General features: G+C 34.5%; 26 protein-coding genes and 1 other RNA gene. 17 read left to right on the plus strand and 10 right to left on the minus strand.

The genetic code is table 11. The features are described from left to right. Nucleotides 1–4: 4 nt before the first annotated feature. From PXC01_RS15370 to PXC01_RS15385, 4 genes are all read left to right on the plus strand, one after another. Nucleotides 5–1,024 carry a DUF368 domain-containing protein gene (locus tag PXC01_RS15370; protein ID WP_276473174.1) on the plus strand — a complete coding sequence of 340 codons (1,020 nt, stop codon included), beginning with the start codon at nt 5–7 and terminating at the stop codon, nt 1,022–1,024. Next, a complete protein-coding gene (locus PXC01_RS15375; RefSeq protein WP_276473175.1) occupies nt 996–1,748 on the plus strand; it encodes a shikimate dehydrogenase family protein in 753 nt (250 codons plus the stop codon). Before PXC01_RS15370 ends, PXC01_RS15375 begins: the two co-directional genes overlap by 29 nt. 147 nt (nt 1,749–1,895) lie before the next feature. After that, nucleotides 1,896–3,914, plus strand: coding sequence for a DUF349 domain-containing protein (locus PXC01_RS15380; RefSeq protein WP_276473176.1), 2,019 nt, complete (start codon nt 1,896–1,898; stop codon nt 3,912–3,914). 107 nt (nt 3,915–4,021) lie between these two features. Then, the gene (locus tag PXC01_RS15385; RefSeq protein ID WP_276473177.1) at nt 4,022–5,233 is read left to right on the plus strand and encodes a sensor histidine kinase; all 1,212 of its coding nucleotides are present in this window, start codon (nt 4,022–4,024) and stop codon (nt 5,231–5,233) included. Nucleotides 5,234–5,536: 303 nt separating this feature from the next. On the opposite strand, the gene rny is transcribed toward PXC01_RS15385, so the two are convergent. The 4 genes from rny to PXC01_RS15405 form a co-directional block, all read right to left on the minus strand. Beyond that, nucleotides 5,537–7,105, minus strand: coding sequence for a ribonuclease Y (rny, locus tag PXC01_RS15390; RefSeq protein ID WP_276473178.1), 1,569 nt, complete (start codon nt 7,103–7,105; stop codon nt 5,537–5,539). Nucleotides 7,106–7,154: 49 nt separating this feature from the next. Continuing rightward, a non-coding RNA gene (gene ssrS / locus PXC01_RS15395) (6S RNA) lies at nt 7,155–7,265 on the minus strand. Between the two features lie 56 nt (nt 7,266–7,321). Next, on the minus strand, nt 7,322–7,618 hold the full coding sequence (locus PXC01_RS15400) for a cell division protein ZapA (RefSeq protein WP_276473179.1): 297 nt from the start codon (nt 7,616–7,618) through the stop codon (nt 7,322–7,324). 12 nt (nt 7,619–7,630) lie between these two features. Continuing rightward, complete coding sequence (locus tag PXC01_RS15405) at nt 7,631–7,921, minus strand: hypothetical protein (RefSeq protein WP_276473180.1); 291 nt, start codon at nt 7,919–7,921, stop codon at nt 7,631–7,633. Between the two features lie 193 nt (nt 7,922–8,114). Between PXC01_RS15405 and PXC01_RS15410 the strand changes: the two genes are divergently transcribed. The 3 genes from PXC01_RS15410 to PXC01_RS15420 are packed head-to-tail and all read left to right on the plus strand — an operon-like array spanning nt 8,115 to nt 12,937. After that, nucleotides 8,115–9,806, plus strand: a complete 1,692-nt coding sequence (locus PXC01_RS15410; protein ID WP_276473181.1) for a M23 family metallopeptidase — start codon at nt 8,115–8,117, stop codon at nt 9,804–9,806. A gap of 5 nt (nt 9,807–9,811) precedes the next feature. Further along, complete coding sequence (locus PXC01_RS15415) at nt 9,812–12,277, plus strand: TonB-dependent receptor (RefSeq protein ID WP_276473182.1); 2,466 nt, start codon at nt 9,812–9,814, stop codon at nt 12,275–12,277. A 9-nt stretch (nt 12,278–12,286) separates the two neighbouring features. After that, nucleotides 12,287–12,937: a hypothetical protein gene (locus PXC01_RS15420; protein ID WP_276473183.1), complete on the plus strand. Its 651-nt coding sequence runs from the start codon at nt 12,287–12,289 to the stop codon at nt 12,935–12,937. Here PXC01_RS15420 and PXC01_RS15425 read toward each other — a convergent pair whose 3' ends face one another. After that, entirely contained in the window at nt 12,938–14,083 is a 1,146-nt protein-coding gene (locus PXC01_RS15425) for a cysteine desulfurase family protein (RefSeq protein ID WP_276473184.1), read from the minus strand. A gap of 103 nt (nt 14,084–14,186) precedes the next feature. Between PXC01_RS15425 and PXC01_RS15430 the strand changes: the two genes are divergently transcribed. Continuing rightward, a complete protein-coding gene (locus PXC01_RS15430) occupies nt 14,187–14,693 on the plus strand; it encodes a hypothetical protein (protein ID WP_276473185.1) in 507 nt (168 codons plus the stop codon). On the opposite strand, the gene PXC01_RS15435 is transcribed toward PXC01_RS15430, so the two are convergent. Further along, nucleotides 14,694–15,236: a Smr/MutS family protein gene (locus PXC01_RS15435; RefSeq protein WP_276473186.1), complete on the minus strand. Its 543-nt coding sequence runs from the start codon at nt 15,234–15,236 to the stop codon at nt 14,694–14,696. Between the two features lie 104 nt (nt 15,237–15,340). Here PXC01_RS15435 and PXC01_RS15440 point away from each other — a divergent pair, with 104 nt between their 5' ends. The 3 genes from PXC01_RS15440 to PXC01_RS15450 are packed head-to-tail and all read left to right on the plus strand — an operon-like array spanning nt 15,341 to nt 16,270. Further along, a complete protein-coding gene (locus tag PXC01_RS15440) occupies nt 15,341–15,601 on the plus strand; it encodes a DUF2752 domain-containing protein (RefSeq protein ID WP_338089475.1) in 261 nt (86 codons plus the stop codon). Nucleotides 15,602–15,619: 18 nt separating this feature from the next. Next, complete coding sequence (locus PXC01_RS15445) at nt 15,620–15,958, plus strand: CCC motif membrane protein (protein WP_276473188.1); 339 nt, start codon at nt 15,620–15,622, stop codon at nt 15,956–15,958. Further along, entirely contained in the window at nt 15,959–16,270 is a 312-nt protein-coding gene (locus PXC01_RS15450) for a CCC motif membrane protein (RefSeq protein WP_276473189.1), read from the plus strand. Between the two features lie 54 nt (nt 16,271–16,324). Here PXC01_RS15450 and rocD read toward each other — a convergent pair whose 3' ends face one another. Continuing rightward, a complete protein-coding gene (rocD, locus tag PXC01_RS15455; RefSeq protein ID WP_276473190.1) occupies nt 16,325–17,605 on the minus strand; it encodes an ornithine--oxo-acid transaminase in 1,281 nt (426 codons plus the stop codon). Between the two features lie 248 nt (nt 17,606–17,853). On the opposite strand from rocD, the gene PXC01_RS15460 reads away from it, so the two are divergent. The 4 genes from PXC01_RS15460 (at nt 17,854) to PXC01_RS15475 (ending at nt 21,897) form a co-directional block, all read left to right on the plus strand. Further along, on the plus strand, nt 17,854–19,026 hold the full coding sequence (locus tag PXC01_RS15460) for a mechanosensitive ion channel (RefSeq protein WP_276473191.1): 1,173 nt from the start codon (nt 17,854–17,856) through the stop codon (nt 19,024–19,026). A gap of 184 nt (nt 19,027–19,210) precedes the next feature. Beyond that, nucleotides 19,211–20,623: a 23S rRNA (uracil(1939)-C(5))-methyltransferase RlmD gene (gene rlmD, locus PXC01_RS15465; protein WP_276473192.1), complete on the plus strand. Its 1,413-nt coding sequence runs from the start codon at nt 19,211–19,213 to the stop codon at nt 20,621–20,623. A 1-nt stretch (nt 20,624) separates the two neighbouring features. Then, on the plus strand, nt 20,625–21,131 hold the full coding sequence (locus PXC01_RS15470) for a DUF6452 family protein (protein WP_276473193.1): 507 nt from the start codon (nt 20,625–20,627) through the stop codon (nt 21,129–21,131). 25 nt (nt 21,132–21,156) lie between these two features. Then, nucleotides 21,157–21,897, plus strand: coding sequence for a DUF6048 family protein (locus PXC01_RS15475; RefSeq protein ID WP_276473194.1), 741 nt, complete (start codon nt 21,157–21,159; stop codon nt 21,895–21,897). Here PXC01_RS15475 and PXC01_RS15480 read toward each other — a convergent pair. Together PXC01_RS15480 and PXC01_RS15485 are read right to left on the minus strand one after the other, a co-directional pair. Next, nucleotides 21,892–22,122 carry a hypothetical protein gene (locus tag PXC01_RS15480; protein ID WP_276473195.1) on the minus strand — a complete coding sequence of 77 codons (231 nt, stop codon included), beginning with the start codon at nt 22,120–22,122 and terminating at the stop codon, nt 21,892–21,894. The two genes, PXC01_RS15475 and PXC01_RS15480, sit on opposite strands and share 6 nt — an antisense overlap. Further along, nucleotides 22,119–23,288, minus strand: a complete 1,170-nt coding sequence (locus PXC01_RS15485; RefSeq protein WP_276473196.1) for a THUMP domain-containing class I SAM-dependent RNA methyltransferase — start codon at nt 23,286–23,288, stop codon at nt 22,119–22,121. Before PXC01_RS15485 ends, PXC01_RS15480 begins: the two co-directional genes overlap by 4 nt. Before the next feature lie 93 nt (nt 23,289–23,381). Here PXC01_RS15485 and PXC01_RS15490 point away from each other — a divergent pair, with 93 nt between their 5' ends. Next, a complete protein-coding gene (locus PXC01_RS15490) occupies nt 23,382–24,053 on the plus strand; it encodes a ZIP family metal transporter (protein WP_276473197.1) in 672 nt (223 codons plus the stop codon). Then, nucleotides 24,054–24,479, plus strand: a complete 426-nt coding sequence (locus tag PXC01_RS15495) for a DUF4268 domain-containing protein (protein WP_276473198.1) — start codon at nt 24,054–24,056, stop codon at nt 24,477–24,479. A 22-nt stretch (nt 24,480–24,501) separates the two neighbouring features. On the opposite strand, the gene trhA is transcribed toward PXC01_RS15495, so the two are convergent. After that, nucleotides 24,502–25,134, minus strand: coding sequence for a PAQR family membrane homeostasis protein TrhA (gene trhA / locus PXC01_RS15500; RefSeq protein WP_276473199.1), 633 nt, complete (start codon nt 25,132–25,134; stop codon nt 24,502–24,504). Nucleotides 25,135–25,355 lie beyond the last annotated feature (221 nt).

Here is a 25,355-nt window from a genome sequence, read left to right on the forward strand (position 1 = left end):
CTAAATGAATAAAACCCGATCCTTTGCCGACAAAATTTTCTTGGTCATAAAGGGTCTTTGCATGGGCGCTGCCAATAAGGTACCCGGCGTATCTGGCGGTATAGTGGCGTTTGTAGGTGGTTTTTACGAAGAATTCATATATTCCCTTCAAAAAGTAAACGGAAAAGCCTTTAAGCTTCTTATTAATGGTAGGCTCAAAAGCTTCTATAGATATATAAACGGTTCATTTTTAACCCTGCTTATCTTTGGTATGCTGGTCAGCTACTTCAGTATATCAAAAATTTTGGATTATTTTTTGGCCACCCATGAGCTGTATGTTTGGTCCGCCTTTTTTGGAATGATTTTAGGCTCCATATACTACATTGGTAAAGATTTTGATTATTGGAAAAAGAAAACATTTACTGCAGCGCTTATAGGTTTAAGTATTGGTGTTGCCATTAGTTTTCTTAGCCCTGCAAAGGAAAATGACAATTTGTTATTTATCTTTTTATGTGGAATGATCAGTGTTTCCGGAATGACCCTACCTGGGCTTTCGGGTTCATTTATATTAATATTATTAGGTAACTATGTGCTGCTTTTGGTAGATTCTGTCAATGCATTATATGACACTTTCTCAGAATTGCTAATTGGTGATTTTAGTTTCACCTCCAATACGGAAAGGTTACATACGCTTAAGATTTTAGCGGTATTTACTTTAGGTTCTGCCACAGGTTTAGTAACCCTCTCCCATTTATTAACTTACGTCTTAAAACATTACAAGCACGTAACTACAGCAACTATTCTTGGTTTCATTACTGGATCTTTGGGGGTAGTATGGCCATGGAAAAGAACAATTTTTAAAACGGGAGTTGACGGAGAAAGTATTTTAGACACAAACGGAAAACCGATAATAATGAACTATGAAAGGTTTCTGCCAGATTTGACCACCGTAGAAAACTGGACAGCTATTTTCTTTATTATCATTGGTATTAGTATTTTGCTACTTTTAGATTGGTATGGAAAGAACAGAAGAACAGAAAGCTAATTACGGCCTTATAGGAAAGGATATTTCCTATTCATTTTCAAGAGGATACTTTACAAAAAAATTTGATGATATGGGATTGGCTCGTTGCCAGTATCAAAACTTCGATTTGCAATCCATTTCGGAATTTCCTTCTATTTTTAAAAAAACCGAAAATGTTCAAGGACTTAATGTAACTATACCTTACAAAGAAGAAGTCATGGCATATTTAGATGATTTAGATATAGCCGCAAAGAAAATAGGAGCCGTAAATACTATAAAATTCACGGACAAAGGTTTAATTGGTTTTAATACCGATGCCTACGGATTTCAAAAATCTATAGAACCATACTTAAAAGATTATCATAAAAAAGCCTTGATCTTAGGTACAGGTGGAGCATCAAAAGCAATCGCGTTTGTATTGGAAGAGTTAGGCATAACATTTACCTATGTTTCTAGAAGTGGTAAAAACAATGGCTACACCTATAATGAACTTACCGATGATATCATTGGCGACTACACGTTAATTATTAATTGTTCTCCGGTAGGTACATTCCCAAATATTAAAGAAAAACCTGCAATACCCTATTCAAAAATTGGCAATGACCATCTTCTTTTTGATCTCATCTACAACCCTGCGGAAACTGCTTTCTTAGCTGCGGGCAAAGCCAACGGTGCAAGTATTTGTAATGGACATAGAATGTTAGAATTTCAAGCTGAAAAATCTTGGGAAATCTGGAACAGATAGTCGCAACAATTATAAAATTACAAAAGGCAGACATAGAATGTAATACGTATACTACAAATTACACTTTAGACATTTAACTAAAAAGACCCACCAATTCTTTGCCAGTAGTAGGGTTGTTACTATCTTGTAAGCATATAATTTAGGATTATGTCTGAGGATAAAGAACAACCATTACAAGAGAATTCAATAGAAGAAAAGACTGCAACAGAAACTACCGAAAATGTCGGTGAAAAAACTGTAAATTCTTCTGAAGAATCTACGACATTACAAACAGAAACTTCATCTGTAGCCACAGATAGTGCAGAAGAACCAAATGTAATGAATGAAATTGACGATTCTAATGCCGAAGATGCAGAGGATACCGACACTGAAAAAAGACATGAAATTCCTATGCCGGACTACCATGAAATGAGCATGGAAAATTTGGTGGGAGAATTGCAGCGTTTGGTAAAGAACGAGAAAATACAAGCCATTAGAAAACATGTTGACACCATAAAAGACGAATTCAACCAAAAATTTGAACATTTCTTAGAAGAGAAAAAAGAAGAATTTATTGCTAATGGTGGTAACGAGATTGACTTTAGGTATAATTCTGTTGACAAACAACAATTCAACGAAGTATACTCGGAGTATAGGGATAAACGTAACCAGTACTATAAAAGTTTAGAAAAAAGCCATAAGGAAAATCTTGCATACAGGTTGGACCTTATTGAACAACTAAAGGCTTTGGTCAATGTAGAAGAAGATATTAATACTACGTATAACAACTTTAAGGACATTCAAGCAAAATGGCGACATGCAGGACCAATTCCACGGGCAGATTACAATAATGTTTGGAAAACATACCATCACCATATTGAAATATTCTACGACTTTTTAAACATAAATAGAGACTTAAGAGATTTAGACTTTAAACATAATCTAGAAGAAAAAAGTAAGATAGTAGCTAGAGCGGAAGAACTTTCAAAAGAACCGGATTTAAACCGGGCATTTAGGGAACTACAAGTGCTGCATAAAATCTGGAAAGAAGATTTAGGTCCGGTAGGCAAAGAGCATAGAGAGGAAATTTGGAACCGCTTTAGTGCCGCTACCAAAACAATTCATGAAAGAAGACAAGATTATTTTAAAAATCTTGATAAGATAAAGGAAGAGAACTTAGATCGTAAAAATGCCATCATAGCAGAAATAACTGCACTTAGTGAGCATATTTCTAGTAATCATGGTACGTTGCAAAAACAAATTAAAAAATTAGAGGAACTTAGAGAATCTTTCTTCAAAGTAGGGCAAGTACCCCAAAAACAGAATTCTAAAACTTGGAATAGCTTTAAGACAGCTGTACGCGCTTTTAATCAAAATAAAAATGCTTTTTACAAAAATCTAAAAAAAGAGCAACAAGAAAACTTAGATAAAAAAAGAGCTTTATTGGATATTGCGGTTTCATTGAAAGATAGCGAAGATTTTGATGCTACCACATCAGAAATGAAACGCATACAAGGCCAGTGGAAAAAAATAGGTCATGTTCCTAGAAAGTATTCAGATCAACTTTGGAAAGATTTTAAAACAGCCTGTAACCATTACTTTGATAGGCTAAATGCACTTAAAAGCGACGCGTTTAAAGAAGAAGAAGCTAATTTTAAGCTTAAGGACGAATTCATTGACCGTCTTAAATCTTTTGAATTAAGTGGAGATAAAGCCAAAGATTTAGAAGCAATTAAAAAGTTTTCTGAAGAATGGAAAACTTACGGTAGAGTTCCGTTTAAAAAGAAAAACATCAATCAAAAATTTGATAAAATTATTGATACTTTATATCAAAAATGTGGTGTTAGCAAACAAGAGTCAGAGCTGTTAAAATACGGAAACAAAATTCAACAGCTAAGTGACACTGATAATCAAGAACGCGCCATACAAAATGAACGCACGTTCATAAGAAAGAAAATTGATGAAAGCAAAGATGAGATAAGGCAATTAGAAAACAATCTACAGTTTTTCTCAAACGCTTCAGAAAGTAATCCTCTGGTACAAGATGTCATTAAAAGAGTAAATCAACACAAAGAATCTTTAGCTGCTTGGAAGGCGAAATTAAAGAAGTTAAACATATTGAAAAATAATATACTTAAGGAAGAGGAAAATGTTGCCGATACCGAAGAACCGGAAGCCGAGGACTAAGCTTATTCTAAAATTGAATAATACATAACAATTACCTCTGGTATGCGTTATAATTGTAGGAAAATACTTATGTTTTGAGTGTGCATAGGTAGTTAGCTTCATACATTATGGTAAAACCCACAATACCAAGTAACGAAAAACAAAGACTTGAAGCGTTAAAAAGCTTTAATATATTAGATACCTTAGAGGAAAAAGAATACGATGCCATTACCAGAATTGCAGCAGATATCTGCAATACTCCCATGGCATTGGTTTCTCTAGTGGATGAAGATAGGCAATGGTTTAAATCTCACTATGGTATAGATGCCACTGAAACGCCTAGAGAGTTGGCATTCTGCGCACATGCCATTAATACTCCCGACTCTATATTATTGGTTAATGACGCCAATAAAGATGATAGGTTTTTTGACAATCCTTTGGTTACAGGTGGCCCGTCTGTAAAATTCTATGCTGGTGCCCCATTGAACACTAAAGAAGGCCAATCTATTGGCACCCTTTGCGTAATTGATACCAAGCCAAGAAAAGAATTTACTGAAAAACAACGGGCGTCCTTAAAAGATTTAGCCGATCAAGTAATGGCTCAATTAGAGTTACGAAAGCAAAACATACAGCAAAAGATCATTAATGAAGAATTGCGAGTAAAGAACAACCAACTAAAGCAATTATCATATCGAATGGCTCACGATATGAAAACTCCACTATTCGGTATAAGCTCTATGGTCGGCATAATAAAAGAAGACTATTCAGAGTTTTTTAAAGATACCGAAATACCAGAATACTTGAGTATAATAGACAACAGAGTTTACTATATGGAATCTTTGATCACTGGTATTATCAATTACAACTTAATTACCAATACTGAAATAAAACTCGAAAAATTTAATGTATCAAAAGAAATAAAAGATGTACTCGGTAAACAATTTAATAATGATTGTGTTTCATTGCAATTAAAAAATTGTGACCGTGACATAAATCATTCTTTAAATAGCTTTGATCAAATTTTTAGGGATTTGATATCGAACAGTATTAAGTTCAGCAATAAACCGAATGTGGAAATAAAAGTTTCTTTAAGTGAAGATGAAAGTACCTATTCATTTACGTATGAGGATAATGGACCCGGTATACCTGAGAAATACTGGAAAAAGGTATTCTTATTATTCGAAAAACTAAGCACTGATGGCGCTACAGATACCGGTATTGGACTAACAACCATTAAAGAACTCGTAGAAAAATTAGGAGGCGAAATTAGTATTGGAAAACGGCATGACCAAAAAGAAGGCGTACACTTTAAATTTACACTTGCCAAAAACCTTTTCTAAAATCGATGGACATATAAAATCTGTAATATGGATTTTTATAATTATTAATAATTTCATTTCCAAAAACTTCAAATAACCGATTTCAAGAATTTAGGCATCAAAACAACCAAGTAAAAAAGAAAGGAACTATTATTTGCCTTGAAAATATGAATAGACTTGCAAAGGAAATAGAATCTTAAGTATTTGATAGAAAAGTATACCAAAAGGCAGAAAGAACAAATTATCATCCTTAGAAGAATACTAAATAAACTACATAAAAAAAGCCTCTATAACTAGAGGCTTTTTGATGATTGTAAACTAAGATTACTTTGCAACGTTGACCGCTCTAGTCTCACGAATAACAGTAACTTTCACTTGACCAGGATATGTCATATCCGTTTGAATCTTTTGCGATATTTCAAAAGATAGTTGAGCCGCCCTATCATCGTTCACTTTTTCGCTTTCAACAATTACACGAAGCTCTCTACCTGCTTGAATGGCGTATGCCTTCTGTACACCACTAAAACCGAACGCAATCTCTTCTAAATCTTTTAAACGCTGAATATATGAATCCAACACTTGCCTTCTTGCTCCAGGCCTTGCACCACTAATGGCATCACATACCTGAACAATTGGCGCAATAAGCGTTTTCATTTCTATTTCATCATGGTGGGCACCTATGGCATTGCAAACCTCTGGCTTCTCCCCAAATTTCTCTGCCCACTGCATACCTAGGATAGCGTGCGGGGTTTCTATTTCATTTTCAGTATTAGGAACTTTACCTATATCATGTAAAAGTCCGGCACGTTTGGCTATTTTAGGATTTAAACCTAATTCAGAAGCCATAACACCGCAAAGCTTTGCAACCTCTCTAGAGTGTTGTAATAAGTTTTGTCCGTAAGAAGACCTATACTTCATTCTACCTACTGCACGAATTAATTCTGGATGTAAACCGTGAATACCCAAATCTATAACCGTTCGCTTACCTATTTCAACAATTTCGGTCTCTATTTGCTTCTCTGTTTTCTTTACAATTTCTTCAATTCTTGCCGGGTGAATTCTACCATCCGTAACAAGTTTATGAAGTGATAGTCTTGCAACCTCTCTTCTAACGGAATCAAAACAAGAAAGAATAATGGCCTCTGGAGTATCATCAACAATGATTTCTACACCTGTAGCCGCTTCTAATGCTCTAATATTTCTACCCTCTCTACCAATAATTCTACCTTTAACATCATCAGATTCTATATTAAATACAGAAACACAGTTTTCTACCGCTTCTTCTGTACCAATTCTTTGTATGGTATTGATAATTATTTTACGAGCTTCTTGCTGCGCGGTAAGTTTTGATTCTTCTACAGTAGACTGTATAAAGGCCATGGCATCTGTCTTGGCAGTTTCCTTTAAGCTTTCCACCAGTTGGTTTTTGGCTTCGTCCGCAGAAAGTCCAGATATAACTTCTAACTGTTGAATTTGGCTTTTGTGCATCTTATCCAACTCTTCATGACGTTTTTCGAACAGTTGTCTTTTCTGTTCTACATCTTTCAGTTTATTATCTAACTGAGCGTTCATGTTCTTGTTTTTGGCAAGTTCACTACTTACCTGAGACTCTTTATCCCTGGTACGCTTTTCGGCGTCGCTTATTTTCTTGTCCTTGCTATTAATAACCTTCTCATGTTCAGCTTTTAATTCTAAGAATTTCTCTTTCGCCTGTAAAATCTTTTCTTTCTTGACGCTTTCACCTTCTGCATTTGCATCTTTTAAAATACGTTCTGCGTCTTTTTTTGCATTTATTATGGTTTTAGAGGCTTTCCCTTTTTCCAAAAATTTTGCTATTGCAAAACCGATTGCCAGTCCAACTATTGCGGCAATAATTATCATTGTACTATCCATAGTGTAATTAATTAATAAAAAAAAAGCCCACATTGGAGAAGTTTTGATCAAACTCCGGTAAACAGGTTTAGGGCTAACAGACTGATCAAGGATCCCTATACGAGTAGGGCCTGCTTTTACAATCTAAACTCACCCTTTTTAAAAAAAATAAATGTTGAGTTTGTCAAAAGGTATTACCAATGTGGGCAGTAACTTAATGTATTTATAAGAACGTATTTATTTCAAAGCTAATTTAGATGTCACCAATTCTTCAAGCGCTTTTAGACGCTCTTCAGCTTCCTTGGTTCCTTCTGATTGCTCTATGCCATGCTGTTCAATCTTAGACGCAAATTGCAAGGCGCACATCGCCAAAACATCTTGTTTGTCTCTAACTGCATAGTTCTGCTCAAATTTTTTTGCCAACTGTTCTATATTTTTGGCTGCTTTGCGCAAGCCTTCTTCCTGAGCAGGGTCAATAGTCAATGGGTAGACCCTATCAGCAATAGAAAGTTTAATTTTGAGCTTTTCTGACATATTATTGAAACATTATTCCGACAATTGAGCTATACAATGGTCCAATTCTCGTATTAATGTATTTATTTTAAGCTTAGCTTCTGTTTTATTGGTATTACTGCCAAGCATTGAATTTGCAAGTTTAAGCGAATTATATTTTTCTTCCCATTCGGACACCGATTTATTGGCACTTTCCTGTGAAGATTTTATATCACTCAATTCTTTTTCCAATTCTAAATTGGCATTGTTCAAAACCTCAAGTTTATGCAACAATTTGCTAATTTTATTTTCTAAAGAATCAACGATTTTAATTAACTCGCTCATACATTACCATCAATGCGATTTACACAAAGTTAACATACATTATATGACTTAGCAATAGTTTTTTCAAATATTCGTAAATAGACTGCTATTGAATTAATAATATAGTATACAAAACGCTTTATAATAATTTTAGCGCGCCCAACTTCACAGAATTGTCATTGATTAATTATTTTCGCAGTATTCCTATCTATCTATGAAAAAAATATCCCTTGGTCTGTTATTGTTATTTTGCTTAAGTCTTTTCTCACAAGAAAAATACCCTAAAGATGTTTTTGGTCCTCCTATGGATATACCGATTATATTGGCGGGCACTTTTGGTGAGTTACGTTCTAACCATTTCCATTCTGGTGTTGATATTAAAACACAACAAAGAGAAGGCATACCCATAAAAGCCATTGGTGATGGCACCATTACCAGAATTAAGGTTTCTTTATGGGGTTATGGAAAAGTACTTTATATAGCCCACCCAAACGGGTATACTTCTGTCTATGGCCATTTACAAAAGTTTTCTCCGGCTATAGAAGCGTATATTAAGAAATTACAGTATGCTAAAAAATCTTTTGAAGTTGAAGTATTTCCTGATTACGGAGAGTTAAAAGTTACCAAGGGAGAATTAATAGCATATAGTGGTAATACGGGTGGTTCTGCGGGTCCACATTTACATTTTGAAATACGAAGTAGCATTTCCGAAAAACCTACCAATCCTTTAATGTATGGCCTAGATGTTGCCGATGCCACCAACCCTATTTTAGAAAAATTATTTCTTTATCCTTTAACGGATAATGCTCATGTCAACAATAATTATGAAAGAACCCAAATAAATTTTAGCAAACAAAAAGACGGAACCTTTTTAGCGGACAAAGTAACCGCCCTGGGCAATATTGGGGTAGGCTTTATTGGTTTCGACAGATTGGATATGGCCGCCAATAAAAATGGGGTATACAGTGTAGAGCTCAGTGTAAACGGCAAAGTTTATTCATTATATGATTTTGAATCGTTTTCTTTTGGTGAAACCAGATATATAAACACACTTGTAGATTACGATTATTACGGGAGACATAGACAAAAAATTCAAAAGAGCTTTAAATCACCAGGTAATAACTTAAGTATATATAAAGACCTGTATAATGATGGTATAGTAAAAATAAACGAAGGGCTAAGTTATAACGCCAAGTTATTGATCAAAGACTATGCAGGCAATAAATTAGAACTTAACATACCTATAGAAGGGGTCAAGAATTTGTTAGGCAATAAAAAAATAGTGAACAAAACGGATAACTATGTAATTGCCAAAAAACCTAATAATTTTGATTTGGACGGTGCTAAAGTCTATTTCCCGACAAATACATTTTATGAAGATTTTTACATCGACCTAAAAAAAGGAAAAGACACGGTTACCATACACACCAACACCGTACCCGCACATAGAAATTTTACGATAACTTTTGATGTATCCAAATATTCAAAAGAAGAACGAAAGCAATTGTTCATAGCCAGATTAGATTCTAAACTTAGGCCAAACCATGTAAACACTTATAAACGTGGTAATGAATTTACGACCCGTACACGTAATCTAGGAACCTACACTCTGGCAAAAGATACCGTGGCCCCTACCATTAGAACCAAGAACTTTAAAGAGAAGCAATGGTTAAATAATTACAAATACCTAAGTGTACAAATTGCCGATGATTTAAGCGGCGTTGACAAATACGCTGCTACCTTGAACGGAGAATGGATATTAATGGAATATGAACCCAAGCGTAATACTTTGACCTACAATTTTGATGATAAGATAGCAGATCAAACGCAATGTGTTCTTGAAGTTACCGTTACAGATAATGTGGGTAACACAAATACTCTTAGCACCTCTTTTTACAGAAAATAATATCGTTGAAATCATATAGCGTTCTAAGCCTGATACTACTGCTGTGCAGCTCCATTGGTTTTGCTCAGAACGCCACTATTTCAGGTATTGTACTTGGTGATAATAATGAACCGCTACCCAACGTGAATATTTCAAGCAAAGAGTTTGGAACTACTACAAATGCTGACGGGTTCTATATATTGGAGATTACCTCAGACGAAGAAAACACCATAGTTTTTTCTCACATTGCCTACCTGGACGTTGTATTGGAAAAATTAATACTGAATACGAATGAAACGTTTATATTCAATCCTGTTTTAAAAAGCGACATCACCCAAATAGACGGCGTAACAGTTTCTGCAACCGGAAAAAGAGAAACCAGTAACATTTTAAATATTTCTCCAGAAAAAATCAGGAAAATACCCGGAGCAAATTCAGGGGTAGAAACTATATTAAAACTATTGCCCGGAGTTTCTTCAAACAATGAATTGAGTACACAATATGCTGTACGCGGGGGCAACTACGATGAAAACTTGGTATATGTAAACGAAATAGAAGTATATAGACCATTTTTAATTCGGTCTGCACAACAAGAAGGGTTAAGCTTTGTAAATACCGATTTGGTACAAAATGTAAAATTTTCTGCAGGTGGTTTTCAGGCAAAGTATGGTGATAAGCTGGCATCTGTATTAGATATAACGTACAAGACCCCTACGCTGTTCTCACTACGTGCAGATGTAAGTTTTCTGGGTGCCAGTACAAGTGTGGAAACTGTTTCTAAAAACCAAAAATTCAGTTCCGTTTCTGGTGCACGATATAGAAATAACTCCTTATTGGTCAATAGTCAACAAACGCAAAGCAATTTTAATCCGGCGTTTACTGATGTTCAAAGTTATTTAACATACCATTTCTCCCCTAAATTCCAACTTAATTTCTTGGGTAACCTAGCCGTTAACGATTACAAGAACGAACCCTTGAATAGGCAAACCAATTTTGGTACAATTAACAATCCACAGGCATTGATAGTCTATTACGAAGGTCAAGAAACAAACAAGTACACCACTGCATTGGGTGCTTTAAAAGGCAGTTACTTTTTAAACGAAAACACGACGTTAAAATTTATATCATCAATTTACCATACAACAGAGGAAGAATATTCTGATGTTATTGCAGCCTATGAACTTGGCGAAGTGGACAGCAATTTGGGTAGCGACACCGCAGGCGAAGTTTTGGCCTCTAGAGGTATAGGATCACAGTTTAACAGAACTAGAAACGATTTAGATGCTTTGATCTTTAATGTAGCGCATAAGGGTTATAGCACCATGGACAATTCTTTGTTGGAATGGGGAGTAAAATACACCCATGAAGATATAAGGGATCAATTACGAGAATCTGAGTTTATTGACTCTGCAGGCTTTTCCATTAGACCACCTAGAAGTGAATTTATCAACAACCAACCTTCTCAACCGTTCAATGCACCATTAGAGGCTTATAGCGGATTAAATGCCCTGAACTTTGTAAAGACAAATAGGTTTTCCGGTTACTTGCAATTGGGAACTCATAAGACTTGGAGCAAAGCAGATGTATATTATAATATTGGTGTACGCTCACATCATTGGACGGTTAGTGGAACCGAAGTTGAAAAAGTATCGCAAACCGTATTTAGTCCGCGTGCACAATTTTCCATAAAACCCAACTGGAGGAAGGATATGCTTTTTAGGTTATCTACCGGAATATATCACCAACCGCCATTTTATAGAGAATTACGCGATAATACAGGTACCATACAACCCAAAGTAAAAGCACAAAAGGCATTTCATGTAGTTGCGGGTAACGAGTATAGCTTTCTACTATGGGACAGACCTTTTACTTTAATAAACGAAGCGTATTACAAGAAACTAGAAAATATGAACGCATATACTTTAGAAGATGTTCGCATACGTTATGCAGCCAACAACGATGCTGAAGCCTATGTTTATGGAGCGGAAGTAAGATTAAACGGTGCCTTTGTACCGGGTACGGAATCTTGGGTAAGTCTTGGATATTTAAAAACCGAAGAAAATAGAAACAATAGAGGTTATATTCCAAGACCCACAGATCAACGCGTAAAATTCGCCATTCTTTTTCAAGATTACATACCTACCATACCCGATTTAAAGATGTATCTGAATTTGGCATACCAAACGGGTGTTCCCGGTGGTTCTCCAAGTTATGCCGACCCATATAGTTTTCAGAATAGATTAAGAGATTATAAACGTACAGATTTGGGAATTTCCTATATTTTTGCAAATAGGAAAAAACAATTTACAAAAACACATTGGCTACATAATTTTAAAGAATTGAATCTGGGTTTTGAAATTTTTAATTTATTCAACAATCAGAATTCAATAACCAATACTTGGGTAAGAGATGCGGATAGCAAAAACGAATATGCCGTACCAAACTATCTTACTTCTAGAGTCTTCAATTTAAAATTAGGTTTACGCCTTTAAAACAAATAAATGAAAAGAGTACTTTTCTTATTAGCGTTGATGTCTTCAATTGCCGTAACGGCCCAAAAAAACATTTACGAAAGTCCAAGTTTTGACAATTTGAGCTCCGATCATAATGTTTTGGCCATTATTCCCTTTTTAACCAATTTGGACCTTAACGAAAAAATATCTAAATCTGAACAAAAAAGATTAGAAGAGAACGAAGGTTATGCCGTACAAAATGCTTTAGAGACCTATTTCTCTAAGCGCAGTAAAAAGAAAAAATTGCCGGTTACATTTCAGAACATTGAGAATACTGCTGCTATCTTGGCCAAAAAAAATATCAGTTATGACAATATAGACGTATATACCACAAAGGAGTTAAGTGAAATACTAGGTGTTGATGGCATCATAAGTGGAACACTAGATTTGAATATATTGTTATCTAACGGTGTTCCCACAGAATTCAGCTTTACCGACTATTTCTCAGGCGGAGCAAATTATGGTAGGATCGGTATAAAAATTAGCGATGGTAGTTCTGGTAAACTTCTTTGGAAATATGAAAAAGAAATCAATAAGAAAACAGGCAAGAATACTACAGATCTCATTGACAGAATGATGAAATTAGCGATAAGAAAATTTCCGTACGAGAGAGAGCGTAAAAGAGACCGCAAAAACTAATTACGCTTCTACGATTTCCTTTAAGACCTTAAGGGTATAATCAATATCCTCTTTGGAATTATAGGTAGAAAATGAAAAACGCACAGATGGTTTTTTCATATCTTCGGCAGATAAAATCTGAGTAAGCACGTGAGAACCGGCATCACTACCAGATTGACAAGCACTACCTTTAGAACAAGCAATACCCTTCATATCCAAGTTGAACAACAGCAACATTGCTTTTTCTTCTGTAATTGGTAAACATACATTTACCAAAGTATAAGTACTCTTCTGCAAATTGCCCGAATGGCCATTAAACTTTGCGCCAGGTATTTCTTTGTTCACCTGATCTATGAAGTAAGATTTTAATCCTTCAACGTATTTCTTTTCCTCGTCTAAGTTGTCGTACGCATGTATAAATGCCTCTTCAAGACCTACGATATTATGAAAAGATTCTGTTCCCGCTCTTAAACCACGTTCTTGAGAACCGCCGGAAATCATACAACTTAAACCTGAATTTTTACGAATAAAGGCAAAGCCAATTCCTTTTGGTCCGTGAAATTTATGCGCTGCGGCCGCTAAAAAATCTATAGGAAATGCTTTGACATCCCATTTATAATGACCTAATGACTGAACTGTGTCCGAATGTACAAGTGCTCCATATTTTTTGGACAACAGGGTAACTTCTTCTAAATTAATTTTATTTCCTATTTCATTGTTCACGTGCATTAAGCTGACCATTTTTTTAGAATCATCTTTTTGTAAAAGCGACTCTAAATGAGTCAAATCTGGATTGCCAAAAGAATCTAAATCTACATATAGCAGCTGAATCAACCCCTTTTGCTCCAATTCTTCTACAGTATGCAATACTGCATGGTGCTCTATTCTAGAAGTAATAATGGTTTTTACGTCCAAATCACGTACCGCACATCTAATAATCATATTATCTGCCTCTGTTCCACCAGAAGTGAATATGATTTCTGATGGTTGTGCATTAATATATTTAGCAATAGTTTTACGCGCACTTTCTATAGCAGTTTTTGCAGTTCTCCCAAAACTATGTGTAGAAGAAGGATTACCATAAACAGCTAAAGCCTCCTGCATTTTTGCGATTACATTAGGATGAACCTGTGTAGTGGCGGCATTATCTAAATATACTTGTTTCATAAATAAATGATCAAAAATAAATAATGAACAAAAATAGTTAATTAACCTATAATTGAAGGAGATGCGACAGACAGATTTATAAATTTTAAATTAAATTTGAAGCATGAAAAAATACCTAATAATTGGTTGTTCCATTTTGTTCTTTGCTTGTAATGACGGAGACCTACAAATAGAGACCGTAGATTTTGATAGTATTGAGACCGTTCAAAGTTGTGATGACATTTCCGCTACGACCGAAAATGTACTTTTTAAAATAAATGGTGATGAAGCTTTAATTTTAAACTTGCCCAGTGGCCTTTTAAAAAATGAGGTTTCAACCACTGAAATTGAAAGTATTATACCCGGAAATTCTCAAATTAGCTATCGCATTTTTTCCGAAACTGTAACTAGTAGCTATTTTTGCGATTCTCCACCACCACTTACACCCACCGTTCTAGAAGAAATTGAAGCTGAAGCTGGGAGTATATTCGTAACCACGACTACTGAAGATGATATTACTTACACACATAACATTCAACTAAGCGGTATTACTTTTTTGAATGAAAACGGAAGTAGAATAACAGATTTACAGGTAAACGAATTTGGAACTGTAACTACTACTGTAGATTAGCTAGTAGTTTTGAAAAATATAAACTTCGGTTGCACCTAACCCGTATTTTTGATAATCTGCATCATAATATTTTACATTGTCGTATTTTCTGAACAAGTAACCCAGTTCTTCTTTTAATACGCCCTCACCAACACCATGTATAAAAACAATTTTTTGTATTCTTTTACTAATAGCAAAATCTAATTGTCGTTTTGCGGTATCTAACTGTAAAGTAAGCATATCAAACTTACTTATAGATTTAGGGTTTTTGATCAATTGATTGATGTGCAGATCAACTTCCATTTTAGGAGCCGTTCGCTCTTTTGCCTTTACAACTGTAGCCTTTCTTCGCTTGGGAAGTTCCTTCTCCTTTTTAATTTTAGCAACCTCATAATTGGACACCCGTATATCATCGGCAATTAAAACCAGTTCATGTGCTGCAAAAGTCAAAGGAAAACCATCATCACTTAAGATAGTAATATTATCACCGCTTATAGATTGGACAACACCTTTTATGACATCATCAATAGTTTCTACGGTATCACCAATATTAAAATGAGGCATGTTTTTATTTTGAATACACAAAAATAATGGTAATTTTCCGACTATTAATTTATTTACAGATGCGCCTTAAGGCATTATTTATTTTTTTGGGACTAGAAAATTTTATGCTACCCTGTTTCACAAAGCAAATATTAGGGGTTGATTGTCCTGGTTGCGGTTTACAACGATCGCTCTTATTTTTAATTAAAGGGGAGTTTACATCAGCATTTTTAATGTATCCGGCAATTTATCCAATGCTTTTACTTTTTGGCTTTTTAGGATTAAATAAATTATACCCTTTTAGACATTCAAATACAATTACAATTACGCTTATGGTCAGTACCGTAGGTTTTATATTAACCAATTATATTTTAAAATTCATCTAATAACTAAACCTTTAAATTATGGAACAACAAAAATTACCTAATGTTACTATCGCTCTTATTCTGAGTATCGTCTCTTTTTTTTGCTGCTGTTTAAGTGCTGGTATTGGAGGTATTATCATGTCTGGAATTGCGTTGATTTTGGTTAATAAAGACACTAAAACTTATCAAGAAAACCCTCAAGAGTATTCTAATTTCAGTACACTTAAAACAACTAAAATTGTTGCTATAATTGGACTTGTTTTAGGAGCTTTATCCTTATTATGGACAGTTTACTCTATAGTTTCTATGGGCGGATGGGATGCATACATGGAGCAAACCTCTGAAATTTATGAACAACTTGGAATACCAATGGAATAAATGAATAACTCAGAATTTCAACAAATACCAGGTTCAAGCAACGCATTAACTTTTGGCATTTTATCAATTGTACTGACCCTTTTCTGTTGCGGTCCTTTTGGGGCTATATTCAGTTTCATTGGTCTGAGCAATGCTAAAACAGCAAAAAGACATTATGAGGCTAATCCTGGTAATTATAGAGGATATGAAAATATTAGTACGGGAAGAATTCTTTCTTATGTAGGTTTAGCTTTAGCCCTTATATATCTAGTGTTTTGTATTCTATATTTCGGATTGATCATCGCTTTCTTTGCTACAGCCGATTTTCAATAAGGAAATAACAATCAAAAAAAAATCCCCGATGTACATCGGGGATTTTTTTTATTTCTAGTTTTTAAACTCTTGCAAAGTTTTTATAATTATGGAAACACAATCTAGAAGTTGTTCTTTGGTCATCACCAATGGTGGTGCAAACCTTATGATATTACCATGCGTAGGTTTTGCAAGCAATCCGTTTTCTTTTAAGGCCATACAAATATCCCATGCAGTAGAACTATCTTCACTGTCATTAATAAGAATTGCATTTAAAAGACCTTTACCTCTAACACTATTTACCAAATCTGTAGTAGGTATAAACTTATTAAGTTCGGCCCTAAAAAGCTCTCCTAGCTCAAAGGCATTATCAGCAAGCTCCTCATCCTTTACCACCTCAAGAGCGGCCATACCAACAGCAGCGGCAATTGGGTTACCACCAAAAGTACTTCCATGGTTACCTGGGCGTATAACACCCATAATATTATCATTTGCCAAAACTGCAGAAACAGGATATGCTCCACCAGATAAAGCTTTACCTAAAATTAGAATATCAGGTTTAATCTCTGGTATGCCGCTACAATGTTTATCTGAACAAGAACAGTTACCACATGTAGCCAATAGACGACCTGTTCTTGCTATACCCGTTTGTACTTCATCTGCAATGAACAAAACATTGTATTTTTCGCACAAAGCTTTTGCTCCGCTTAGGTAACCTTCAGAAGGTACATAAACACCTGCTTCACCTTGTATTGGCTCTACCAAAAATCCGGCAACATTGGAATTTGATTTTAAAACCTCTTCAAGGGCAGATAAATTATCGTACTCTATTTTTATGAATCCATCCGTATATGGTCCAAAATTCTTTCGAGCTACCGGGTCATTTGAAAAAGAAATAATTGTTGTTGTACGACCGTGAAAGTTATTTTCACAAACAATTATTTCTGCATTGTTCTCAGCAATACCTTTTTCTTCGTAAGCCCATTTTCTACAAATTTTAAGAGCTGTTTCTACAGCTTCAGCACCTGTATTCATAGGCAACAACTTATCAAAATGAAAAGTTTCGGTGGCATACTTTTCATATTTACCCAACATATCGTTGTAAAATGCCCTAGAAGTCAAAGTCAATGTTTTGGCTTGTTCTGTCATGGCATTTACAATTTTTGGGTGACAGTGCCCTTGGTTTACCGCAGAGTAAGCGGAAAGAAAATCATAGTATTTTTTTCCTTCCACATCCCAAACATGAACACCTTCCCCTCTGCTTAATACAACAGGTAATGGGTGGTAATTGTGGGCACCGTGTTTTTCTTCTAATGCAATAGCATCTTTAGAAGTGATGTTTTCTAAAATTGACATGATAAAAATTACTTTAAATAAAACTTTAGCAATTCCTTCTATACCTTTTTCCTTTCAAATCCCGAAAAAGACATCGGGGAGAAAATTCAGCGTGGGAGAGAAATCATCCTGTAGAATTACAAACTTAATAAATATTTTTTTTCAACCAACATAAAATGCAAAAGAACCTATGAACTACCATAAAATGTGACCTTTAACAAAATTTGGTGTCTTAAAGAATACAACCAATTTATTATAAAAAGAACACTATGAATTATTTAGAGAATGTGATGACCAGCCTTTCCAATTCCGTTGGCGATTTTTTACCAACCACAATTGGCGCAATACTTATCCTATTAATAGGATGGTTCATTGCAGGATTTTTAAAAAGGCTTATTACAAAATTAATTAAGCGAACCAATGTAGACAGCAAACTTGGCACAGGCAAAGTGGTACTTTCCTCCTTTATAGGAAAATTAGTATACTTCTTTATCATGATTTTTGTTTTTATGTTGGCTTTAGAAAAGCTGGGCATGACGAGTGTTCTAGATCCCGTTAAAAATTTACTTAACGGCTTTACGGATTACATACCTAACATAGTTGGTGCAGGCTTGGTAGGCTATATAGGTTATATGCTTGCGACTATCGTATCTGAATTAGTAGGACTTTCAGGTGAAACAATACAAAGTTTTGTACCTAAATTGAAACTACCGGAGAATTTAGATTTAGTGAACATTCTTAAAAAAGTTGTTTTCATCTTCATATTCATACCCTTATTGATCACAGCATTGAACATCTTAAATATGGATGCTATCTCTGTTCCTGCAACCCATATGCTAGAACAATTTTTTACTGCCATACCAAAAATCATCGTTGCGGTTCTTATTCTTTTAATCTTCGTTATAGGTGGTAGATTTGTTTCAGGTTTGGTAACCGATCTATTAGAAAGTTTAAATTTAGACGGTATTGTTGATAGAATGAACTTAAGTAGTTTGTCATCAAAAACAAATCTTGCCAAACTAATTGGTAACGTTGTTTACTTTTTTATAGTGCTTTTTGGTATTACCACTGCATTAGAAAAATTAGAATTTGAAAAACTTACCAATGTTTTGGATACCTTAGTTGGCGTTTCTGGAAACATACTATTCGGTTTGGTCATTTTAATTATTGGAAACTGGATTGCATCTACAGCGCATAAAGCGATGGCCAAAGACGAAAACAGCCTTTTTGTTGCATCAATTGTAAGAATGTGCATATTGGCAATTTTCTTGGCAATGGGCCTTAAGACAATGGGTATTGGAGATGAAATTATTAATATGGCCTTTGGTATTACATTAGGTACCATTGCAGTAACCATAGCATTATCATTTGGGCTAGGTGGCAGAGAAGCTGCAGGCAAGCAAATGGAAAGAATTTTAAATAAATTCAATAAAAACAAGTAATATATAAAGCTGCTTAATTATTTAAGGTCAGGGAATCTAATAGTCAAGATTTCCTGACTTTTTTATTTCATACAAATAGGTCAAAAAATCATTAAATAGATGAACGGTCATTTTTAACTAAATATAACAAGTGTACACTGTTTATTAGTTATTATAAATGCCAAGGGATGCTTATTTTTGCCTCATGCGAAAAAAGACAAAGCGAGTAGTTTTTGAAAACGTAGTGGTGACCGATGCCGCAGCAAAAGGTAAAACCATAGGTAAAGCCCCAGATGGAAGGGTTATTTTCTTGAACAACACCGTACCTGGTGATGTAGTAGATGTACAAACTACAAAAAAGCGTAAAGCATATTTTGAAGGCACAGCTATTAACTTTCATACACTTTCAGATAAAAGAGTAGATCCGGTCTGTCAGCATTTTAATGTTTGCGGCGGTTGCAAATGGCAAGACATGGGTTACGAACACCAGCTATATTATAAGCAAAAAGAAGTAGAAAACAACCTTAAAAGAATTGGGCATTTAGATTTACCAGAACTTACACCAATTTTAGGTTCTGAGCAACAATACTTCTATAGAAACAAAATGGAATTTTCTTTTTCAGACAGTCGTTGGTTAACGCTAGATGAAGTAAGATCGGATAACCAAATCGAGGATCGTAATGCCTTAGGTTTTCATATACCTGGTATGTGGGACAAGATATTGGATATTAAGAAATGTCATTTACAAAAAGATCCGTCCAACGCCATTAGATTGGAAACCAAAAAATTTGCAACGGAAAACGGATTAACATTTTTTAACCCTAGAAACCAATATGGGTTACTACGTACATTAATGATACGTACCAGTTCTATTGGTGAAATTATGGTTTTGGTTCAGTTTTTTGAAAATGACGAAGAAAAAAGAGCATTGCTTTTAAATCATCTTTCTTCAACATTCCCAGAGATTACATCTTTGTTATATGTCATCAATCCAAAACAGAACGATACCATTTACGATCAAGAAATTATTTGTTTTGCTGGTAGAGACCATATTTTTGAAGAAATGGAAGGTTTGAAATTTAAGATCAATGCAAAATCCTTTTATCAAACAAATTCAGAACAGGCATACGAGCTATACAAAATCACCAGAAATTTTGCCGATTTAAAAGGCGATGAATTGGTATATGACCTCTATACAGGTACTGGAACTATAGCACAATTCGTTTCTAAGAAAGCAAAAAAGGTAGTTGGTATAGAATCTGTACCTGAAGCAATTTTAGATGCCAAGGCAAACGCAGAGCGAAACGAAATTGAAAACGTTGATTTCTTTGTTGGCGATATGAAAAATGTTTTCAACGAACAGTTTATTGCCCAAAACGGTATACCAGATGTAATTATCACCGATCCTCCAAGAGATGGTATGCACAAAGATGTAGTACAACAAATATTGAATATTGCACCTAATAAAGTAGTTTACGTGAGTTGCAACAGCGCAACCCAGGCAAGGGATTTAGAACTAATGAAAGAGATGTACAATATAACAAAGGTTCAGCCAGTAGACATGTTTCCACAGACCCATCACGTAGAAAATGTTGTACTTTTAGAAAAGAAAGTTTAGGATGAGAAAATTTCAATACGGGTTATTATTATTGCTTGTTATTATTTCTATATCGTCATGCGAAAAAGACGATATCTGTGTAGAAGGAGATACTCCCCTACTGGTTATAGAGTTTTACGATATTTCAGATACATCCACCTTAAAAGAAGTTCCAACTTTAAGGGTTGTTGGTGTAGGACAGAATATTACCGTAAATACAGTGACAGATCGCAGTAATTTGAGCACTATTTCCATACCGCTAAAAACAGATGAAGACAGTACTAGCTTTATATTAATTAATAGCTCAGCATCTGATGATGATAGTGCCGAATCAGGAAACCTAGACACCATTAATTTCTCTTATTCCAGGATTGAAGATTTTCTTTCACGCGGATGCGGTTTTATTGTCAATTATGATGAACTAACAGCAAATGTAACAGCAGATACCGATAATTGGATTCAAGATATAGAAATAACACAATCGTTAGTCACTAACTCAGATTCTACACATGTCAAGATTTTTCACTAATCTTTTATTATTACTGGCAACTTGCATGGCTTTTAGCCAGAGTAAGCCAATTGACCTAAATCCCAAGGATACGGTAGAATACAAACAATCGTATGGTTTACGTTTAGGTGTAGATTTAAGTAGAATTATAACCGGAGCCTTAGATGACAATTATAAAGGGTTTGAAATTGTTGCTGACTATAGACTTACGCAAAATCTATACTTGGCTGCAGAGCTTGGAAACGAAGAAAAAACGCGACAAGAAGATTTATACAATTTCACCACTTCTGGCAGCTATATTAAACTTGGCATCAACAAAAACAATTATACAAATTGGTACGGTGAGCAAAATTTAATTTATATGGGAGCTAGATTAGGATTTAGCACCTTTGAAAACACCTTGAACAATTATCAATATTTTGACACGAACAGATACTGGAATCCTGATAGCTTTGCAAACGGTTCTAATATTCCTGAAACCTTTTCTGGACTATCCGCTACTTGGTTAGAAGCTGTTTTTGGAACAAAAGTGGAAATTTTTTCTAACTTTTATTTGGGCGCCAGCGTTAGATTAGGTCTTTTGTTACATCAAAAAGACGAGGATCGGTTCCCTAACTTATGGATACCAGGTTTTAACAAAGTAACTTGGGACAGTAATTTCGGGATCGGCTATAACTATAGTATATCCTACTTCTTGCCACTTTACAAGAAGAAAAACAAGGCTAAGAAAAAAATTGAAAATTCTACAGAACCAGAAGGTCTTCCAAAACCGAATCAACGTTTATAAGATTTTAAATCCTTTTATAAATATCCATTTCATTACTATTTTATCTAATCCCTTTATTTTTGCAACTGCAAATTTAGGAGCCAGCACAGAAGCTGAGACAGCTGCTATAGCAGATAAGTACAAGCTATTTATTGCCAACGCAAAATAGAGGATAAAGCGAAAAAGAACAAATAGAACCGCAAAAGCTAAAAAATTATAAACTAGAACTTTATGTTTAAGCTTCATTCTTCGTTTCTATTTTGATATTTGGCTTTCTTGCTGCCTTCATACATTTCATACTTTACTAAACGAGATTCCAAATGACTGTTAAACACTTTTATTTTTCGAGATGGTCTTAACCCTACAAATTTTAAAGCTGGCAGATTACTGGTTATAAACCAAGCATTGGTACCAGGGTAGAGTTGTTTTAAAGTATCTCCAATAGCACTATAAAAGTTTTCCAAGTCAATATCCAAACGTTCTCCGTAAGGCGGGTTAAAGCACATATGTAATGGTCCTTCTGTTTGCTTATCAGTTTTAAAGAAATCTTTTCTTTCTACGGTAATATAATCTTCAAGATTAGCATTTTCTATATTGTCTTGAGCCTTTCTAACAGCAGAAGGCGCTTTATCGTACCCTAAAATTTTATGATGAAACTCCCTTGTTTTCTTCAAACTAGAATCTACGATTTTCTCATATAGTTCAGAATCAAAATCAGTCCATTTTTCAAATGCAAATTCCTTCCTATTGATATTTGCGGGAATATTACAAGCAATCATAGCCGCTTCTGTCAACATAGTACCACTACCACACATTGGGTCAAGAAAATCACACTGACCATCCCACCCACTCAATAAAAGTAAACCAGAAGCTAATACCTCATTTATTGGTGCAATATTCGTTGCTGTGCGGTATCCCCTTTTATGCAAAGAATAACCAGAACTATCTAAAGAAACATTACAGTCATTATTATGAATATGAATGTTAATACGCAAATCTGGATTTTTAACATCTACATCTGGTCTTGTACCATCAGTATCCCTAAATTTATCTACAATAGCATCCTTAGTCTTTTGAGAAACATATAAAGAATGGGTAAACTGTTCCGAATTTACAGTGGTATCAATCGCAAAAGTATCACTAACAGAAAGATACTCTGTCCAGTCCATCGCATAGATTTTCTTATATAGGTCATTTTCATCCCTAACACGAAACGAATGAATTGGTTTAATAATTTTAATGGCTGTACGCAAGCATAGGTTGGCTTTGTACATAAAGCCATTATCACCTTCAAAAGATACATTTCTAGTTCCTTCTACAACATTACCCGCCCCTAAATTCCTAAGCTCCTTTGATAAAAGTTCTTCAAAACCAAATAAGGTCTTAGCGACCATCTTAAAATTATTACCCATATTCATTTTTTCTCGAACCACAAAAATACGCTAATTTTGACGCCTGTTTAATTTATGACCTATTTCCTTTTATAAAAGGTTTATCAGCAACACATGATTTATATATTACCTATTCTAGGAGTGCTTATCAGTTTTCTTTTTGTGGTTGTTGCAAAACCAAAAAAAAAAGAGTCCTTTAAACTATTATTAGCTTTTAGTGGTGCATTTTTATTAGCACTTACAATTTTTGAAATGTTACCAGAGGTATATGCAAATACAAACCCAAAATCTATTGGTGTTTTTATTATGTTAGGCATATTATTTCAAATTTTCTTAGAGTTTTTCTCAAAAGGAGCTGAACACGGCCATATGCATATTTCCAAGGAAAGTCAGAACTTTCCATGGTTACTTTTTTTTAGTCTTTGCATACATTCATTGCTAGAAGGTCTTCCAATAGGCACAAATGACACCATCATATACGGTATATTAATTCACAAAATTCCAATTGCAATAATCTTAAGCATATTTCTTTTAGGCTCAAACATTAAGCCACTACATGCTGCTTTTTTTATGTTATTGTTTTCCGTAATGACTCCTATTGGCACTTTATTAGCCCATACAACAACTATTCTATCAAGTTACGGCATGCATTTAAATGCTTTAGTAATTGGCGTATTCTTACATATATCAACAGTAATTTTATTTGAAAGTTCTGAAGGTCATAAATTCAATTTGCGAAAACTTTTAGTTATTATCTTAGGTATAACCATTGCTTATTATTTATAAATGTTCAGTAAAGAAGAGTCGAGAAAACTACGGGAAGAATTTTGGATTGCATTTGGAAAATCGTTTCCAAATAAATGGACTTTATATAAAACTGAAGTGAAAGGATTATCTTTTAAATTTCATTTTGATTTAAAAAGGGCTACAGTATCTATAGATGTAGATTCAGATTTTGAACAACGGATAAGAATATGGGATAAATTAGTTGCCCTAAAATCAATTTTACTTAACGAGTACTTACCTGAAGCTATATTTGAAGATTTTTATATACTTGAAAATAAAAAAGAGATATCAAGAATTTATGTAGAGCTCAACCATGTATCCATACACAACAAGAATACTTGGAGAGAAACGATGGAATTCTTAAACCAGAACATGCTACAGATAGAAAGGTTTTATGCAGAGTATAAAGACATCATAGATTCCTAATTACATTCTATTGTTGAATCTATTAGACTACGTCTAGATAGATAAAAAACCAATGGCTTATTGCACCACACAGGACAAAAAGATGCCATATGAAATGATTATAGGGGATTCTTCTAACAGCATAAAAAATTATCCCAATAGTATAGAAAGTACCACCTAGCATAAGTAAATTAATTCCATTTTCTGACGTATTATCTACTAAATTTTGAAAATCGAATACTATCAACCATCCCATTGCTAAATATAGCACCAATGATATAATTTCAAACTTACCGGTAAAAAACAATTTTAAAATAGTCCCCACAGCCGCAATTCCCCATACCGTGCTAAAAATCAACCATCCGTTACCGTTAATAAGAGTTATCAGTGCAACAGGGGTATATGTACCTGCAATTAAATAATAGATATTGATATGATCAAGAATTCTGGTTCTTAGTTTCCATATTCTATTTTCTACAGCATGATAGATCGTGGACACGGTTAACATACTAATTAATGATATACTATAGATAGTAATACCTAATGTAGCAAATGCAGATTTATGAGTATTAGCGTTCATTAACGCTATCATACCTACAATTGCCAATACGGCACCAACACCATGAGAAATGGTATTAAATTTTTCTTCCTTTTCTAATGAATTTAGATATGGCATAACGATTATTATAAATTACCCTTTTATCATATACTTTTGGCCCATAGAGCATCACTTAGAATCTTTTAGCACCAAAACAAAGACTATTGAATAATATCCGATAACGTTACGGTAATTATAGAAAGGATATTTTGGCAGTCCTAGACTTTAAGGTATAAAAAAAGCCCCTTACATTGCTGTAAGGGGCTTTCGAAAAAGGCGGCTACCTACTCTCCCACTTG

It is taken from the genome of Maribacter huludaoensis, assembly GCF_029350945.1.
GTDB classification, from domain to species: domain Bacteria; phylum Bacteroidota; class Bacteroidia; order Flavobacteriales; family Flavobacteriaceae; genus Maribacter; species Maribacter huludaoensis.